At 57.4% G+C, this 16,290-nt stretch carries 14 protein-coding genes and 7 pseudogenes; 14 read left to right on the top strand and 7 right to left on the bottom strand.

The window, feature by feature from the left end; genetic code table 11:
• Nucleotides 1-496 (top strand): RICIN domain-containing protein (locus tag ALC15_RS37795; RefSeq protein ID WP_210168621.1); only part of this gene is annotated, 496 nt, incomplete at its 5' end.
• Nucleotides 497-815: 319 nt separating this feature from the next.
• Here ALC15_RS37795 and ALC15_RS37790 read toward each other — a convergent pair.
• The 3 genes from ALC15_RS37790 to ALC15_RS43815 all read right to left on the bottom strand — a co-directional run bounded on the left by ALC15_RS37790 (nt 816) and on the right by ALC15_RS43815 (nt 3,367).
• Complete coding sequence (locus ALC15_RS37790; protein ID WP_050631668.1) at nt 816-1,586, bottom strand: hypothetical protein; 771 nt, start codon at nt 1,584-1,586, stop codon at nt 816-818.
• A complete protein-coding gene (locus tag ALC15_RS37785) occupies nt 1,549-2,415 on the bottom strand; it encodes a nodulate formation efficiency C protein (protein WP_244486439.1) in 867 nt (288 codons plus the stop codon). The genes ALC15_RS37790 and ALC15_RS37785 overlap by 38 nt, the downstream gene beginning before the upstream one ends.
• Before the next feature lie 736 nt (nt 2,416-3,151).
• A complete protein-coding gene (locus tag ALC15_RS43815) occupies nt 3,152-3,367 on the bottom strand; it encodes a hypothetical protein (protein ID WP_128089706.1) in 216 nt (71 codons plus the stop codon).
• Between the two features lie 116 nt (nt 3,368-3,483).
• On the opposite strand from ALC15_RS43815, the pseudogene ALC15_RS42630 reads away from it, so the two are divergent.
• The 3 genes and pseudogenes from ALC15_RS42630 to ALC15_RS37775 form a co-directional block, all read left to right on the top strand.
• Nucleotides 3,484-3,690: pseudogene (locus tag ALC15_RS42630) on the top strand (IS630 family transposase); the annotation flags it as partial.
• Between the two features lie 852 nt (nt 3,691-4,542).
• On the top strand, nt 4,543-5,487 hold the full coding sequence (locus tag ALC15_RS37780; protein WP_050631666.1) for a hypothetical protein: 945 nt from the start codon (nt 4,543-4,545) through the stop codon (nt 5,485-5,487).
• Nucleotides 5,488-5,704: 217 nt separating this feature from the next.
• Entirely contained in the window at nt 5,705-6,025 is a 321-nt protein-coding gene (locus ALC15_RS37775; RefSeq protein ID WP_050399936.1) for a hypothetical protein, read from the top strand.
• A gap of 219 nt (nt 6,026-6,244) precedes the next feature.
• Here the strand turns inward: ALC15_RS37775 and ALC15_RS46880 are convergent, their stop codons facing one another.
• Together ALC15_RS46880 and ALC15_RS46875 are read right to left on the bottom strand one after the other, a co-directional pair.
• A complete protein-coding gene (locus ALC15_RS46880) occupies nt 6,245-6,427 on the bottom strand; it encodes an ankyrin repeat domain-containing protein (RefSeq protein ID WP_244486442.1) in 183 nt (60 codons plus the stop codon).
• Nucleotides 6,373-6,594 (bottom strand): annotated as a pseudogene (locus tag ALC15_RS46875) (ankyrin repeat domain-containing protein); the annotation flags it as partial. The pseudogene ALC15_RS46875 and the gene ALC15_RS46880, both read right to left, overlap by 55 nt.
• Nucleotides 6,595-7,034: 440 nt before the next feature.
• Here ALC15_RS46875 and ALC15_RS37770 point away from each other — a divergent pair.
• Together ALC15_RS37770 and ALC15_RS46870 are read left to right on the top strand one after the other, a co-directional pair.
• A complete protein-coding gene (locus ALC15_RS37770; RefSeq protein ID WP_347336354.1) occupies nt 7,035-8,018 on the top strand; it encodes an MBL fold metallo-hydrolase in 984 nt (327 codons plus the stop codon).
• A gap of 453 nt (nt 8,019-8,471) precedes the next feature.
• A pseudogene (locus ALC15_RS46870) lies at nt 8,472-8,564 on the top strand (DUF3892 domain-containing protein); the annotation flags it as partial.
• Nucleotides 8,565-8,618: 54 nt separating this feature from the next.
• On the opposite strand, the pseudogene ALC15_RS42615 reads toward ALC15_RS46870, so the two are convergent.
• A pseudogene (locus tag ALC15_RS42615) lies at nt 8,619-10,173 on the bottom strand (ISL3 family transposase).
• Nucleotides 10,174-10,232: 59 nt separating this feature from the next.
• A pseudogene (locus tag ALC15_RS47750) lies at nt 10,233-10,403 on the bottom strand (IS21-like element helper ATPase IstB); the annotation flags it as partial.
• A 492-nt stretch (nt 10,404-10,895) separates the two neighbouring features.
• Here ALC15_RS47750 and ALC15_RS42605 point away from each other — a divergent pair.
• The 8 genes and pseudogenes from ALC15_RS42605 to ALC15_RS45665 all read left to right on the top strand — a co-directional run bounded on the left by ALC15_RS42605 (nt 10,896) and on the right by ALC15_RS45665 (nt 16,287).
• The gene (locus ALC15_RS42605; protein ID WP_050399935.1) at nt 10,896-11,174 is read left to right on the top strand and encodes a DUF3892 domain-containing protein; all 279 of its coding nucleotides are present in this window, start codon (nt 10,896-10,898) and stop codon (nt 11,172-11,174) included.
• Nucleotides 11,175-11,968: 794 nt separating this feature from the next.
• Nucleotides 11,969-12,502, top strand: a complete 534-nt coding sequence (locus tag ALC15_RS46865; protein ID WP_244486438.1) for a transposase DNA-binding-containing protein — start codon at nt 11,969-11,971, stop codon at nt 12,500-12,502.
• 40 nt (nt 12,503-12,542) lie between these two features.
• Entirely contained in the window at nt 12,543-12,950 is a 408-nt protein-coding gene (locus ALC15_RS46860) for a hypothetical protein (protein WP_244486437.1), read from the top strand.
• A complete protein-coding gene (locus tag ALC15_RS46855) occupies nt 12,947-13,162 on the top strand; it encodes a hypothetical protein (RefSeq protein ID WP_244486436.1) in 216 nt (71 codons plus the stop codon). Before ALC15_RS46860 ends, ALC15_RS46855 begins: the two co-directional genes overlap by 4 nt.
• A gap of 93 nt (nt 13,163-13,255) precedes the next feature.
• A pseudogene (locus tag ALC15_RS46850) lies at nt 13,256-13,512 on the top strand (transposase); the annotation flags it as partial.
• Nucleotides 13,513-13,893: 381 nt separating this feature from the next.
• Nucleotides 13,894-14,463: a hypothetical protein gene (locus ALC15_RS43800; protein ID WP_128089705.1), complete on the top strand. Its 570-nt coding sequence runs from the start codon at nt 13,894-13,896 to the stop codon at nt 14,461-14,463.
• Nucleotides 14,464-14,497: 34 nt separating this feature from the next.
• Nucleotides 14,498-15,538, top strand: a pseudogene (locus tag ALC15_RS37740) (IS5 family transposase); the annotation flags it as partial.
• A gap of 578 nt (nt 15,539-16,116) precedes the next feature.
• Complete coding sequence (locus ALC15_RS45665; RefSeq protein ID WP_157113713.1) at nt 16,117-16,287, top strand: hypothetical protein; 171 nt, start codon at nt 16,117-16,119, stop codon at nt 16,285-16,287.
• Nucleotides 16,288-16,290 lie beyond the last annotated feature (3 nt).

The following is a 16,290-nucleotide window of genomic DNA, read 5'->3' as shown; positions in this document are numbered from 1 at the left end:
GATCACAACGAAGGCTCAACCGCCCAAACCCTCTGCGTGCTGGACAGGACTCGCCTTCGCAAACTTACCAAACCAACAGGAGGCAAACATGGGTCTGTACCTTATCGAGTACAAACAAGACCGGCACTTCGTGCTCGGCGTGAAGGATCAGCAAGACGGTGCGGCGGTCGTGCTAAGAAAGAAAGACACGCCCCTCCGCTACGTTCTCTGGGACCTCAATTTCGATACTGGAGCGATTACACTGAACTCGAGCGGGGGCAATCTCGCGGTCGGCACCGATCGCGTCGCGCCGGAGGCTCTCCTCTCGCTCAAAGTGTATAACCCAGCCATCCAAAGTCAGCGGTGGGAATTTCTCAAGAGTCCCGGCTTCATCCTTAGCCTCCCGGATAACAGTCTGTGTATCGATAATAAGAGTCGTGGCACGAGTGACGGCAACCCGGTTTGGCTGTTCAAGTTCAACGGCTCGCCCGCGCAGCATGGAACTTCGTTCCCTTGATGAACCTGCGGGCCTTGGAAGTTGCGGAGAATGCGGCCTGACGCCGTTCGGCCGCATTCAACGCGACAATTAACGGTACGCGACAATGCGGCGGCGAGCATTCCGGTTGTGAATATTCGCCGCCACAGAACCGGACGCAGCGCAGCCGGCGACTCAACCCTAAGGTCAGCCGTTCGCGTGGTCACCAACTGTGTCGGTCTGCGCCCACCAACTCATTGACCTCTTCTCCGCTCGGAGGCGTCTGGATAAAGTTGGCTCCTTGTACCGCCATTGGCGGCGCGTTCAATGCTTTGGTGGCACACCACACCTCTCGATTGGACTAATGTCCCCGAACTCTTTCCGTCCGCGAGGCGCTCCAAACTCTCAAAGCCCGGGGTGTGAGGCTTGCACTGACAAGTTCCCTCCAGGACTTGCGCACGTTGATCCATCGGATTTTACGTGCGGGCAACGTATCAAGCAGCTTCTGCGCAAACGGTGCGAGGCGCGCAGCATCGGAATCGGGGTCATTCTTGGCATCTTCAACAACGCCTAGAGCGACCTTTTCGGACCGAGTCCACCCCGATTCAGTGAACCTGCTCTCCGCGAAATACTCAAAACAGCTCCGGAACGTCAATGCACGGCCAATGATCGTCTGGTTTGATAGGTTCGTCTCACTCAGCCACTGCCGAAGATAATCACACCACGCTCGGCCGCCAAAGACGAGAAGATCATGACCTTCGAACACCAGAAGCGTCGCCATGCCGGCAGTCTCGGTTCGCACCTCTTCATCCTGTCGGTCGAACCAGCCCCGGATTGCCTGCAATGGTGTTGCCGGCTGGCTCGCCACCGATATCTTTGTTGGGCCGGCGCGATGGAACTGGACCACGTTGTCCAACGGGGGTATGCGCGGCCAAGGCCTCCCCTCCGCGTCCCATAAGACCCAGCGCTCGGCGATCTTTCTTGCCTCTTCAGGAGACTGGGTTTGCCAAAGCTCCTTGAGTGCCTCGTTAACGTAGTGGGAGACGTCAGCTTTGAGGCCGCAGGTGCGGGCTATCTCTGCGAGGCGCCTGGCATCAATGAGCCGCGCCGCGAAGTTGTTCTCTGCGTTCATTTGTCGAAGCCTTTTGCGCCTTCTCGCCGTCCGTGTACCCTTCATGTTCATTCGGCTCGATGCAATCGAACCAGGAGCCCGGGGGAAATGCCGCGATACGCGTGGCAAAGAAGGATTTCGCCTCCCAATCCTGTCCCTCTCGTTTCTCGAATGCGATGACCCCGTGGCGGATACAAAAATCGGGACCAGGGATATTGCAGTTCACCAAGAGCACAACGCACCAAGAATCACCTTTGGTGGTCTGCTCCTCATTGACCTTCGGCGAGTAATCCACGCCAACCGAGTCAACGATCGTACAGGAGCCGAGCCGCAAGAGATCGCCCAACTTGCCTTGTACCGCCGTCACGAAATTGAAATTGGCCTGATCGTGGAGGAAGCGACGGTTGACGTCCTTCTCGCTGTCTTTGATTTCATCGGCGATCAAGGAGAGTGCGAATGCACGCCAGCCTAGTTCTATCGGTTTGGCATAAGGCGAATCAATTTTAATCGTCCCGTCGGGCGCGGTCTTCCAAGTGATTGCGTATTCTTCGTGCGACCTATTGTCCGCGTGCCTGGTCCAGGAAAAGAGCACATATTCCGTTCCGTTGGCGCCTCTGGCGACACCCCACATGCGAGGGACGAAATGCGCCACCTTCGAGACGTTCGCGATAATTTTTTCAGCGCTCTCGCCATCTCGCGCTCGCCAGGTTGATTTAACTTTGTGCGCGAGCGGATCGTCGTGCACGAGCGGATCGTACTTGGCGCGAACAAGGCAGCTCATAATGGCCGGCTCAACCAGGCTGATCAACAATAGACCGAGACAGGACCAAAGCGCGGATCTTCCCACCATTTTCATCACCCCTGGGACTGTATGGCCTTATCAAGACATCTTAAGCCGACCAGCTCATACGATCCGAGCGTTGGAAGTTAGCGGCCGCCTGACCAGACGCCCGTCGGTGTCGGCCGAGCGGACGCCGTCCCGCGCCTCAAGTCACGCGCCGCTAACTCCGCTGGCCAGCCAAAGCTTCAACTTGCGATGGTAGCCATACCCAAGGGAGGGCGCCCTGGGTATGCCTGAAGAGCTGCATTCTTTGTGCCAAACAAAGCCCTGCAATTTGCACCGTAGTTGTGACAGCTTTGTCTGCTTTCCGACTTGTTTGTCATTCTTGTCACCTGGGGCTATCTCACGTGGCTTGATGTCAACGTCGCTCCTAGCAATCCGGCGGCGAGTACGTTCCGCCAACGCAAGGATCAATCAAGAAGGTTTGAGTTGCCGTTATCGACGCCGCTTGGGTCCGCGCCATTGCCACGATCTTCGCGTCCAAACCTGGTCGCGCTTTTGGCTTCTGGCCAAAGCTTCGAACGCAGCTGCTTGACGCTCCAACGCAAGCACGTTGCGTTCCTGGAGCTTGAGAGTGGCGTTCGCCAGTTCTACGTAGCGCCCCACATCCGCGATGATGCGAAACTGTTTTTCCAGGCGCTCCGTTTCAACATCGAGAAAGTCTTCGGCTTCAACCGGATAATCCGGTCCCGCGTTCGAACTTCTGCGCGGGCAATGGCACGTATCAACCTGCCATCTTCCCAATTCATGATTGGAGCACCCGCGCTTTTAACATCGCGTCGGCTATCGGGCGTAAGCTGTGGAACTCGCGGCGTTTGCTCTGTCCCGAGCCGGTCAATAATCTTGCGACCATTTGCCGGATAGTTTGACTCATGAACGGTTTCGCCAACCAGCCGAGTGCACCAACTGCAAACACATAAGTCGCAAACACACCGAGCGCACTCCAAACAGCGATTTTCATTCAGGTACTCCCTATTGCGTGGGCCGGTTCGATACGTGTGAGTAAACCCAATATGGCCAAAGGCCGTTCGCAGGGCTGCTACCGGAATCGGTAGGGACCTCGTTTTGAAGCGCCCACGCTGGTTCGCTGAACTCACCAGAAAGCAAATCCAGCGAGGTGTTCACACCTCGGTCAAACAGCTCGAGGCCGACATCCGTACCTTCATCGACCTGCACAACAAAAATCCGAAGCCCTTCAAATGGACCAAGTCTGCTGACCAGATTTTGGCTTCCGTCAAACGCTTCTGCCACAAAGCCCACCAGACTTTATGTGGTGAACTTTAAATTCACGTGACTAGCCTTGCCGAGTTTGATGCATGTTTCTTGGGTATCAGACGGACACCAGCGGGGAATAGTGGCACAATGACACCTCCCTACGGTTCATCAACCAGTTTGCCGGAAACGTTAGAGCCGGCGTAAAACTGGCGAACGTTTTCCGGTCAAGCTCCTGACGACAAGGAGATTGGCACAAAGCCTTCGCACAAAACCGAAATCGCACAAGCCTTCCTCCGCTGACCCGGACCTAAACACTCTACGATCCTTGGCCGCCAAAAACCCCGAAGTCCTCGAAAACTTTCACCAACTGGGGCGCCGGCTGGCCGGTGCGCTCATACAATCGGGCCACGTCGAACGCGCGGCAATGCTTTCGGTGTCCGTGGATCAATTCGAATAGTGAAGGTGGCCGCAGCGGTGCGCCCACCTCTTTTGACGCAATTGGCTTTCAATCTCGCAGTTGTCCGGCACCAGGTTCTTCGCATTTGACTGCCAATGTCGTTGCACGGACTGCCGGCGATCACCGTCATGTGCGTCAATCAGCTTAGCCCGCTCTGTTCAGTAGTGCCTGCCCGCTTCGCTTTTTGTCGCAGTCTCCCGTGTCTGGTTCGTTACTTTGAGGTAAAGAGTCGGACCTTGCCAGCATGAGCGACCCGAGTCTGGTGCTAACCAGATGCTTTCCTCGCGCTCGAATACAACTCCTGTGTGGCACACCGTTTGCTGAGTCAGCGACGGGATCAAATTCGTGCGGTCGTCAATGTCTCGCAATCGCGAGATGACACTCAAATGAGCCACCAGAAGATGTGAGTATCATCCCTGCTCACACCTGGACGACCGACACCCACCAGAATTGAGAGGAACGTCATGGCCACCACAATCACAATCAACTTGCAGAACAACAGCCCTGCGCTTCAGAATTTCTTCTTCTTTCAGCAACCGGCGATCTACACCGGCGGTCCCGAGGTGTACACCAACAGCCTATACTCTCAAGCGCTGCTACCCTTCGAGACGTCAGGAGCCATCCTGACATTCTCGCTGGTGATACAAGACTACGCCGGCGTCCAACAACAGGTGACACCGCCGACCGTTGGCAAGCCGTCCGGACAACTCGCGGCCTCACAGGCAATCACCGTAACCCCCGCGGCCGGCGGAACGCCCACCAAGAACACGACGACCATGACCGTCAATCCCTCTCTTGGGCTATCGCCGCCGGTTTCCACGCCGGGCCCGCAGGCTGGCTCCTTCCGCATCATAACGCCGGTCTTTAACCCGACCTTGGAGAACTACAATGCCGGCTCTGCCTTACGAACTCTAACTGGCGGTGTCACACTCTCGAATTTCGTCACAGCCCAACCAAACACCAATTTGGACTGTCAGCCCATTCGCATTTTCTATGTTCAAACCGGCAACTATACGGCCGGCACGGTGATGAACTTCACCGCATCCTCGGCCACGGCGGCCGTTTGCGACGCCACGCCAGGATATTCAACCTTCAGCGTCGTGTACAATGCTAACGGTACGTGGACGGTCACGCCTTACGCGCTCGTCCGCGGGGCTAATGGCCGCGGTAGACTGGTCGAAGGTGCGACCGCTGTAAATGCCGAGGTCCTAAACGAAGCTGGTACAGCTACAATCTCGACGGGCTACGTTGCGGACAACGATTTCAGTCCTCCTATCCTCGTGCAGAATTTGAGTCACCCCGCAGTGATCAACGTGCTTGCCGACTATCAAGTTGGCCCTATCGGCGGCCCCAAACTTGGCACCACGTGCATCGAGAAGCAGGGAACTTCCGCTACGTTCGCCCCCTAGGCGGTCGCGCCGTATGAAGCTAGCGGAGAATTCTTGGCGGGTACGCTGCATGCGCCACTTGTTCAGCCGCACCAGGCTGGCTTGATCGGTCACATTGGGCTCACGATGCCAGGGACATTGAAGCACATGCCCTTGGTTGGACCACGTCAGAGCAAGGTACCGGCAACATCGTCTGCCGGTACCTATTTTCAGATACTACGCTGGCAAGGAGATCGTAATGACAATCGAAACCGAAATAAGTGATGAGATGAACCACGCATCCGACGCGTTTCAAGACCTCACTAGGCGAGCGATCGCAACGCAAACTGAGTTTTCGAAGAGATACCTCGAGACGTACTGGCACTGGCAAGAACGCATGCAGGCCGAGACGACGCAACTGACGGATCTCTACAAAAAGGTGTTTTCGACGCTTTCAACGGCCGATCAGATAGGCATCTTCCAAGTTTGGATGAAAGGTGCCACACAGCGAGCCGCGCGGGATTTGATCTATTCAATCGAATCCGCGAAGGCTATCGCGAAGGTCGAACCCCTGGCTTGAACGCTCCAGTCTGCGGATAGTACTTCCTCTACGCTCACCAGCGAACCGCGGTGGCATTTTGGCCTTTTGGCTACTCCGTTTGCTTTCAGTTGTGCGGCCAATGAAGCAATCGCCGTTAGCAAAACAAAGAAGCCGGCGGCGCGCTATCCGTCTGGGGCATCCGCACGGGACGAAACGGTGTTGCTTGGTGCGCCCGCATTGTGGGACATCAGTCGGAAGTTACCAGGGGAAGCCAAACGAAATGCCCCCTCCACCGCAGTGGAAGGGGCTGTCGTGGTTCAGACGGCGGATTGCCGCTGCTTCGATCAGTTTGATGATCACCATGTGGCCCTCGCGGGCCGCACAGATCAGCGCGGTGTCCCCAGAGTTGTCCCGGGCGTCGACGGCCGCACCTTTGGCCAGCAGGGCCTTACGATCGAGATATGACCGAACACCGCCGCTAGGATCAGGGCCGTGTGGCCATCGCTGTCACGGAGCTCGAGAGCGGTATCCTTGGCCAGCAAGGCCTCGACGATCGCGGGATGATCGCTGCAGGCCGCCCAGATCAGCGCGGTGTTGCCATCACTGTCCTGAAAGTCAGTTCTGCGCCTTCGGCGAGCATGGTCTTCACGGCCGCAAGGTTAAGGTCGTGGAAATCCCCGAGCGTTTCGACGGCCCAACGAAGAATTCGGATGGATCAACACTAGCCTTGCGGCCATCCGCTCGATGAGGTCAATCGTCGAGTTCTTCGATTCCCGCTCAAGACTGGCCAAATATCAGCGGTCAATCCCAGCGTTGTAAGCCAATTGCTCTTGCGAAATGCCGCATTCTACACGGATCCGACGCAAGTTCCAGGCGATGAGTGCGCAAACTTTCATGCAGCGAAGCATGCCGCTGCTCAAACAATCAGACCATTGGTTATGACCCAACGATTAGCATGGCTAGCGGGTGAGGAGTGGTAGACAAGAGCATACAGCCGACCGCAATCCAACGCCTCAACATCTGAAATCTTCGCCAATAAAGACGCGCAATGGTCGATCGCCCGCTTGACGCAGATCAAGGCAAAATCATCGATGCTGGAACAGTTTCGCATGGTGACGCAGATGGCTGTCGAATTAATACCCAGGGATCCATGATGAACAGCGAAGCTACACGTCAACCTGACGTGAAAGGTTTCTTCGATACCATTACGGGTACGGTCAGCTATGTCGTGTCGGATCCCGATACGCGGCGAGCAGCGATTGTCGATTCAGTACTCGATTATGACGCGAATGCTGCGCGTACGCGCACGCAATCTGCAGATGCGATTGTTGCCTATTTCAAGGAGAGACATCTTGTTCAGGAATGGCACCTCGAGACACATGCTCATGCCGACCACCTGTCCGCGGCGCTTTATCTAAAGGAGAAACTGGGCGGCCGGATTGCAATCGGCGAGAAAATTGCGATCGTCCAGGAGACCTTTAGGAGGATACTTAATCTCGAGCCCGCATTCGCGACCAATGGCAGCCAATTCGATCACCTGTTCAGGGACGGTGAGACGTTTCGGATTGGCGAACTGAAAGCTCGCGTCATCCACACTCCTGGTCATACGCCCGCCTGCCTGACGTACCTGATCGGCGATACCGCGTTTGTCGGCGACACACTGTTCATGCCGGATTGTGGAACCGGCCGATGCGACTTCCCGGGTGGCGATCCTCGCGAGCTTTATCGCTCGATCCGAAAGCTGTTCGCACTTTCGGCGCACACGCGGCTTTACGTTTGTCACGACTATCGGCCGGATGGGGGCGCTCCGCTCTGGCAAACTACGGTCGCAGAAGAACGCGAAAAGAACGTCCACGTTCATGATGGCGTCAGCGAGGAGGAATTTGTTGCGATGCGCCACGCGCGCGACGAGACGCTCGACTTGCCCGTGCTGATCCTGCCCGCCTTGCAAATCAACATGCGGGCGGGTCGGTTCCCAGCGCCCGAAGACAACGGCGTCAGCTATCTGAAGATACCGCTGAACCACCTATAGCGGGTTTGCGAGGGATTATTGGAATTTTCGTAAGGGCAGTGTTGACCCGAGACGAGATCCTCGCGCAGGAATCAAGGCTAGCTGGCCCTAGACGGGCAGCACCTGCGACGACTCAGCTACGGTGAAGGGATAGTCCAGACTACGAACGCTCAATGGCGGCGGCGAAAGTCGAAGTAGTAAGAAAATCCGTTGGGGATTACCATGCCGGTTCGAGTCCGGCCGCCCGCACCATCACGGTAATCCGACCTCGAGACTACTTCCGAAACCTGGGCGTCCAGCTTTCGATCAAGTCAGACCATCACACGTCAGGACGGTAAGTGTTCGACCGTATTGACCAAGCCCCACAACATCTTCGTGCACTCGATAGATGCGGTTGCCTCCCATCCAATCGTTCAAGCGCCCATCATCACTATCTCGCTCGCCTACACGCGCGAAGGGAATGAGAGCTCCTAGGTTGGCGTACGTGAGAGTGCCGCTGGCAACAAGTCCCTGCAAACCTATGCCGACGGCATCTGGAAGGACGATCTCCTCGCGCTCAATGAGTGTTCGTGTCAATCGGCTTGCAAATGTGGCTCTGACGCAATTTTGGTGCAGCTCCGATTATTCTGCGCCGATTAGTCTCGCTTGAAGCAGATCGATTTTGCCGCGGCCGTACATTTGGCGTTTGATGAGCTTGAGGCGCGTGATCTGACCTTCAGTCTGGCCGTTAGACCAGGGCAAAGTGATTGCTGCTCGGACCGCCGTTTCGTCCCTGGCGACGCCGCTGGCGAACGAGGCGACGAGACTAGCGCGGGCGCGCTCGATCCACGTCATGAGACCCACCTCGATCTTGCGGCGGATCATCATGTGGAATTCGGCAATGATCTCGCGTGCCTCGACCAAGGTTGGCACGCCAGCTTCGATCGCCACGACCGTGACGGTCTCCGCTTTCGTGAGGGAGTCCCGCCCGATTGTCATGAGGCGCGCGATCGTCCTGGCCGACGGAATCCTCTGCAAGTTTTGTGTCGGCCCTTTCCGCTCGTCGTCTGCGGGTGGCCCACTCGCTGATGACGCGGAGCGAGCCTCGGAATCCAAGCCCTGTTAAGCGGCGCCACAGTTCAGCTCCATTGCGGCAGCCGGACGCCCACTGCTCGTCCAGCCATGGCAAGTGCAGATCCAACGAACTTTGCCGGGTTCGGAAGACGTCGTGACATTCGCCGCGGACCACCTGTCGTATCAGCTTCCTGCTGTGGCCGGTCTGACGCACAATCTGCTTGATAGGTATGCCGTTCTTCGACAGTGCTAAGATGGCCGCGTTGGTCTCCTCGCGGCGCAGATAACCCTCATACTGAAGGCGTTCGGCGGCCGTGAGCAGCTTGGGGTTGATTGTGGTGGCGCCGATGACGGTGCGTATCTGGCGCATCGATTTGCGTACGGCGTCGAGGAAAGTCCGACTGGCGTTCTCCATCAGATCCCAACGATCGGCGACCTGTACTGCATGCGGTAGAGCCTTGGCTGCCGCTTCGCCATATCCGCCGCCACGATCACGGGCGACGATTGCGATCGTGGGATGAGCAGAGAGCCACGCTTGGGCAGTTGCCGGTTCACGATCCGGCAGCAGGGTGACCACCCGGCGCCTTTCCAGGTTGCAGATGATGCTGGCGTATCGGTGATTGCGCCGCCAGGCCCAATCATCAACGCCGATAACCTTGAGCGGGTCAGTTGGACGACGGCTACGGCGCCGAACTACCCGAAGAAGCGTATCTTTGCTCACCGGCAGCATCAGCCGCTTTGCAAAGCCTGCTGCAGGTCGACCGCCAAGCGCCAGACCGAGGTGATGGACGATGGAGTCCAGGCTTGCCGTACGTCGCGCCGATGGCGCCAGTACGCCTTCGGCGAATCGCTCGGTGAAGATTTGGCGCCCGCATAGAACCGCGCCACAGCGAAAGCGGCGGGCGATTACCAAGAGCTGGACGATCCGCCCCGAGAGCGGCAGATCGGTCACGCGGCGTCGATAGCGGCGATGGACACTTCGGGAAACCGTTCCGCAAGATGGACACAGGCCGACGCTTCCGGACGCCCGAACCACAACAATGGCCTTATCACCCTCGTAGTAAGCACTCTCTACAACAAACCCACGCGGCACCAAACTGGAGCGGTGGAGTGCCTGCTGCATGGCGCTGATTCTCCTCCTATCAAAGCGCCAGTCGTCCCTCAAACTGCATCAAAAGTGAGTCAGAGCCCAATTTTGACCTTTGCGCGGCGAGCATTGCTGGTAGCGCTCGTCTCGTCGGAGCTGGCCGGGATAGCGGAGGCGAGACGAGCGCGGGTGGCGTGATCGTCGTCTCGGCTCTTGAATCGCCAACTGTCGGTGCCGGTCTCGACGATATCGCAGTGATGGGTCAGGCCACGTGTACGCGCGATTGCTGCTTATGCCGACAGATTAGAAACGGGGCGATTAAGTGGTTCCCGAAGAATGGGACGATTTGGACAAGAAGAACGGATCGAGCAGGTTACTTTCACTTTTCGCTTGAGCTTGCCCTCCGGCAAGGACGGGGGCTCAACGTCGGCTGCCGAGGAATGTCGAAACCCGTTGCATCTGAGCACTCGGGGCCCTAGCTAGAAGTCCGGGGATTTGCCCCGCTTAATGACCAGGGGCAGTGATCCGATTCACCAGATCCCCATGTGAGACTTGAGCGTATCGATCCGATCTCGGCACGGCGCAAGCGGCAGAAGAACGACTCGCGCCGTGCGTATCCCACGTCCGATAAGCAATGATACGCCCCCCACTATTCCAGGGAGGGGGGCGAGCCCCAACCATGTGGCAGCATGAGCGGATAGCGTGTCCGATTCTCCGCCAGCGGTCCCGAGCTTCGGCTCACAAAATAGGAGTGGTTCATGACTCGCCGGATTACATGCATTGTCAAGCTACCCACGCATCAAGACCGCCATCGGCGCATTCAAGCCGTCGGCGGCTCAGGGTGGCAACACCCGGAAGAGACAGCCATCGCAAATGTCAAACGCGATCCGAAAGCTTATGATGTCAGCGAGCAAGGCAAGACGGCCTGGGTGATCGTCAGAAAACACGACGGTCGCGAGTACCTGAAGACCGAGAATGATCGTTTTCTCCCCGATAACCTTTTGAGCCTTGATGACTGCCTGCGACTAGAACGTTAAGGGGATTCAATCCGCGAGCCGTCGTATTTGCGGGGTCAGCGGCGCCCTGCTAACCGGCAATTCGACGCGATTGCGTACTAGCCCCCCCGCTGAGGCCCAGAACAATTACCGGCCGATTACTTAATCGAACTGTTTTGGCGCGGGACCATTAGGCGATGGTGGATGCGTTTCCCAGCCCCCAAGTTGGCGCATTCACTTTCGGTCCCAGCGCTCCTTCTGAGGAGCGCTGGGACTCTATTTGCCAACCGCTGTTTGGCCCGATCTCAGGACGAGAATCGGCGCCCCATCGGCTATTAGCCGGAGTCCGCGGGGCGGGCTGGCTATCCACGCCGGAGACTGATGATCATTTTCGCGGCGAAGTTGGTTACCGGACTGCCCCTCCAAGGACATAGCGCTGCGATCCCGGTTCACCTGCCTCTTTTTGCGCCCGGCTGATTCGACGAAATCTCGATCTCGCCCTTAAGCCCCGCCCCGTTCGTAAGCGCTCAGCCGGCTTTCAATGTAAGCGGCGAGCTGAGCTTTCAATTACCCACATCTGAAATCGGATTTGAACGGCGCGCGGCGGGCAAAATCTTGAATCGGCAGAATCTGTTGTGATTCGTTGTTGAGCACCTGATTCGAAGACGTGGGGTGCTCGATGGGCTTGGTGAAGGAACGCGCGGAGGCGCGTGCTCAGCGATTGACCGGCGGTATTGAGACTTAGGCGTGGGTTGATCGGGAAGCTGCGGGATGCGAGTAACGATGAGCGGCTTGGCCGCCGGTTCTGCAAATTGCTCGCACAAATCGGGAGCGACATGGGTCAAAGCATCCCGCTGGTTTGTCAGGACTGGGCCAACACGAACGCCGCCTATCGCTTCCTCTCGAACGAATGGGTCAACGAGGCAGATATTCTTTGCGGTCATTTCGAGGCGACGCGCGGGTGCGGAACGGCGACGAAGGGACCGATCCTCGCTCTCCATGACACGACGGAGTTCAGATTCAAGCGTGAGAAGCCGGATCTGATTGGCTTTACAGGCAAGACGGCGGGGCGCACGCAGTGCGGCATCCTGATGCATTCGAGCCTCGCCGTGACGACCGAGGGGCTTCCGCTCGGACTGGCGGCAATCAAGTTCTGGACACGCAAGAAGTTCAAGGGGACGACTGCGCTGAAGCGAAAAATCAATCCGACGCGTGTTCCGATCGAGCAGAAGGAGAGCATCCGCTGGCTGGAGAATTTACGGCAATCGACCAATCTTCTCGCGTATTGGCGATCGCGAGAGCGACATCTACGAACTGTTTTGCCTGGCCGAGGAGGTTGGAACGCATTTCCTTGTGCGAACCTGTGTTGATCGGCTTACCGGGGACGGCATTCATACAACTGCCGACGAAATGGACGAGGTTACGGTCAAAGGCCTGCATCGGATCAAGGTCAAGGATGACAGAGGCAACCCGGACGAAGAGCGTCTCGAAATTCGTTTCCGCAAGCTTCGGATTCCGCCGCCGATCGGCAAGCAGAAGAAATTTCCCGCACTCACTCTGACCGTGATCCATGCTCAAGAGCGGGGAACGCCGAAACGGCGAAAGAAGATCGAGTGGAAGCTCTTCCCCGATCTCCCGGTCCAATCGCGCAGGGATGCCATCAAGAAAATCGAATGGTACTCGTTGAGGTCGAAGATCGAAGTCTTGCATAAGATCCTCAAATCTGGCTGCAAGGCGGAGGACTCGAAGTTGCGAACCGCTGAACGTTTGGTCAATCTGATCGCCGTTTTTTGTATTGTAGGCGCGTCTTCTGGATGACGATGCTCAATCATTCCTCACCGAATGCCCTACCGCAGACGGCGCTGACAGATTCCGAACTCAGGCTTCTTGATCATTTGGTGAAAGACAAGGGTGACGATCGCCCTCGACGGCGTACGCTCTCGCACTATGTCGTCAAGATCGCGCGGCTCGGAGGATACTTGGCCCGAGCCAACGATCCTCCTCCAGGAAATACCGTCATCTGGCGCTGACTATGGCGGCTGACTGACATCGAACTGGGAGCCGCGATCGAGGCAAAGATTATGGGTAATTGAACAGTCTCCTTGCGGCTTACGATCGATGGCGTTCGAGAGGCCATCCAGGCAGTCGGAGCAAGCCTGCTCTATCTCCCGCCCTACAGTCCGGACTTCAACCCGATCGAGATGGCCTTCTCGAAATTGAAGGCTCTGTTGCGCGCCGCCGCAGCACGCACCATGCCCGACCTCTGGCAAGCAATCGCCAGCGCTCTCAAACGTTTCTCACCCGAGAAATGCCAAAATATCTCGTCGCAGTTGGTTACGACGCAAGGCGATCGGATGCTCTAGCTCATCGCTCCCTCTGACAGCATGATCTGGGGCTAGGCGCTGACGACGGACAGAAGTATGCGCTCGCGGTGACGTTCACTCGGAAGACTTGACATCATCGGGCAACACCAAGCCGGGTGGCAGTCATGGCACTAGCGATTTTTCGAGACTTCGATGTGACGGCGGTCGTGCATCTCGCTGGTCGGCGCCCGACCGGCAAACGCCACGCGTGAAGCTGTGGGCCGGAACTCCAACTATGCTCTCTGTCCGCGATCGAACATATAATTATTTAATGTGATCGCGCCTGCAGGATCTTGTAGTTGACCGGTATAGCATTCTCTGGGTCAAATCGCGGTCAAACCCATCTTTGCCAGTCGTGAGCACTCAAAGCGCGACTGAAAGGAAGCAGAGCTAAAGCCATGTCTCCTCTAGAAGCAATTTGCCGCTGGCTGGGATCACAAGACTTAGACACCCAGCTCGATTTCGCAGCATACGCCGCACCTTCGATTTTTGAGGGCAGTGACATTCTCACGCTTGGCGGGCCGGAGCACCTCGACGCGCTTCTGCGCTGGTTGACCGAACCTGAGTTGGATCCAAGGGCCGCCGCAGGTCGTGCTCTGACCTTCCGAATCGTCTTCGAGTACTTTGCGCAGAGCAGAATCAGAGGGGATGGATGGAAACGAACCGAGGAACTAGAGCGCAAGATTCTGGAACAAGCTAAGTGCGACGGAAGGCTTGCGGCTGCACGCAAGACGCAAAGGAAGCTTCAACTGTTACCGGCTCGAAAAGAGAACTGGTATCGTGTTGTGAAATCCTGGAACAGACTGGCGGCGACTTATCTGACACGCGAGGCTCTCGCCAATAATGCCTCGCCACGATGGAGCCTAAGGGTCATTTCAACTGGCGACTGTCCTCCGACGGTTGCCCGCAGTCGCGAAATCTCAAGCGACCTAAGTTTTGTACGCATCCGGCGGCGCCGTCTTGTCTGACACGCTGCAATTCGCCAAGCGTGTGAACTTACCCGAGTTCTTCCAGCACACCTTCCCGCACGAGCGCCCGGACCTAAGCCATTGGCGCAAGCGGCTCGGCGACAAGCTGGAGCTGCTGCTGGCTGAGAGCCTGCGGGTGGCGCACGCGGCCGGCGCATTGCGGAGCCGGGACCTCAAGCGAGTCACAGTCGACACGACGGTGCAGCCGAAGGCTATCACCTTTCCGACCGATGCCAAGCTCTTGCATGCGGCCATTCAGGGGGCCCAACCGCCTGACGAGAAGGCTCGGCGTCAGGCTGCGGCAATCCTATTGTCGCGTGGCCAAAGCTGCGGCGATGATGGCGGGTCGCTACGCTCATGCAAAACAGTTCGGGCGGCATCAGCGGCAGTTGCGCATCCTGCGCAGCCGGCTAGGCCGGATCATCCGCGACATCCGCCGCAAGATCGAGGGCCAGCCAGCACTGGACGAAGCGTTCGCCCTGCCGCTTGACCGAGCCACGCAGATCCGCTTGCAGCAGCAGCGTCAGCGCGGATGGAAGCTTTATTCTTTGCATGCCCCAGAGGTGGAATGCATCGGCAACGGCAAGGCCGCTGCGCCTTACGAATTCGGGGTGAAGACCTCCATCGTCACCAATAACAGCCGGGCTCCCGGTGCCTGTTCGTGCTGCACGCCAGGTCGCTGCCCGACAACCCTTACGACGGTCACACCTTGCATGACGTCGCACCGAGACACTCACTGGCTCGATCGAGCGGGCCTATGTCGACAAGGGTACCGTGGCCACGACGCGCAAAATGCCCGTCGCGTCTTCATCTCTGGTCAGAAGCGCGGCGTCTTCGGCATCATCAAGCGCGAACTGCGCCGCCGCCCGCGATCGAGCCCATCATCGGGCACATGAAAGCAGAAGGTCATCTCGGCCGCTGTTACCTCAAAGGCCGTGCCGGCGATGCCGCCAACGTCGTCCTCTCAGCCGTCGGCCACAACTTGCGCCGCATCCTCGCCTGGCGCAGGGAGCTCTTGCGCCCGTTCCTATGGCAAACGCTCGTCGGTTCCGCAAAGCTCAATCCGGCTTCTTAACGAACGACTACCCATTGTCCTTTCTTGACAAACACTGGACGCTTGTCATCGCAAGATGATGACGTCCACGTGGACGTCTCGGGCAATGCCTTTAAAGATCCTCGGAGCTTTTTGGAAAATACCGTTGGCTGATATTAGATTGACTCAAGTTACGCGTCGCATTCTCACGGCCACCCCTTCAAAATACCGCATTCAACCATAAGTTCCGGAGTTTGTTGGCCAGTGAGTATCTTCGCGTGAGAAAAGCCCCGGTCCAACGCTGATTGACATCCGTCGCACGTCTTCATCACCCGTTCCATGGATCAATCCACGACAGCCTTCCGTGAGTCGTTCCTCACTCATTCGCTCTCCTCGGCTATCCAAGAGAAGGCGAAGTTGGCCGCGGATCGAGCATCATCAGATGCAGACGAATTCTGCGCAGTTGAGACGTCGGACTTCTTCCCGCGGCCAAGTACCTACTAAGGGAGGTAGGCATGGACATGCTGGAGGTTGTGCTACCTTGAAATAGTTGATGATCGGAACTGAGCAAACAACCACGCGGGACATCGTCAATCCTTCTTCAAGTTAGGAGACACCGAATGCCCACGATTGCAACCGACGATGAGAACGCGAACGGCGAACACGCACAGCGCCCGTGCTGGCTGAGCCCTTCGTTTACGACGCATTGGCGCTGCGGAACCGGCCGCACCTGCGTCGCACATTTCGATTGGGTTTCTGGAATGGGCGACAACAACCCAAGCGACGACTAACGT

The sequence above is a fragment of the Bradyrhizobium viridifuturi genome (assembly GCF_001238275.1).
GTDB lineage: Bacteria > Pseudomonadota > Alphaproteobacteria > Rhizobiales > Xanthobacteraceae > Bradyrhizobium > Bradyrhizobium viridifuturi.
This window is presented reverse-complemented; position numbering and strand designations above follow the sequence as displayed.

Coding starts and splice junctions, on each gene's coding strand:
- ALC15_RS37770 (WP_347336354.1), top strand. CDS start 7,035: ATGGTCGATCGCCCGCTTGACGCAGATCAAGGCAAAATCATCGATGCT.
- ALC15_RS37790 (WP_050631668.1), bottom strand. CDS start 1,586: ATGAACGCAGAGAACAACTTCGCGGCGCGGCTCATTGATGCCAGGCGC.
- ALC15_RS43815 (WP_128089706.1), bottom strand. CDS start 3,367: ATGAAAATCGCTGTTTGGAGTGCGCTCGGTGTGTTTGCGACTTATGTG.
- ALC15_RS46865 (WP_244486438.1), top strand. CDS start 11,969: ATGGGTCAAAGCATCCCGCTGGTTTGTCAGGACTGGGCCAACACGAAC.
- ALC15_RS46855 (WP_244486436.1), top strand. CDS start 12,947: ATGACGATGCTCAATCATTCCTCACCGAATGCCCTACCGCAGACGGCG.
- ALC15_RS37785 (WP_244486439.1), bottom strand. CDS start 2,415: ATGGTGGGAAGATCCGCGCTTTGGTCCTGTCTCGGTCTATTGTTGATC.
- ALC15_RS37775 (WP_050399936.1), top strand. CDS start 5,705: ATGACAATCGAAACCGAAATAAGTGATGAGATGAACCACGCATCCGAC.
- ALC15_RS37780 (WP_050631666.1), top strand. CDS start 4,543: ATGGCCACCACAATCACAATCAACTTGCAGAACAACAGCCCTGCGCTT.
- ALC15_RS46860 (WP_244486437.1), top strand. CDS start 12,543: ATGGACGAGGTTACGGTCAAAGGCCTGCATCGGATCAAGGTCAAGGAT.
- ALC15_RS42605 (WP_050399935.1), top strand. CDS start 10,896: ATGACTCGCCGGATTACATGCATTGTCAAGCTACCCACGCATCAAGAC.
- ALC15_RS45665 (WP_157113713.1), top strand. CDS start 16,117: ATGCCCACGATTGCAACCGACGATGAGAACGCGAACGGCGAACACGCA.
- ALC15_RS43800 (WP_128089705.1), top strand. CDS start 13,894: ATGTCTCCTCTAGAAGCAATTTGCCGCTGGCTGGGATCACAAGACTTA.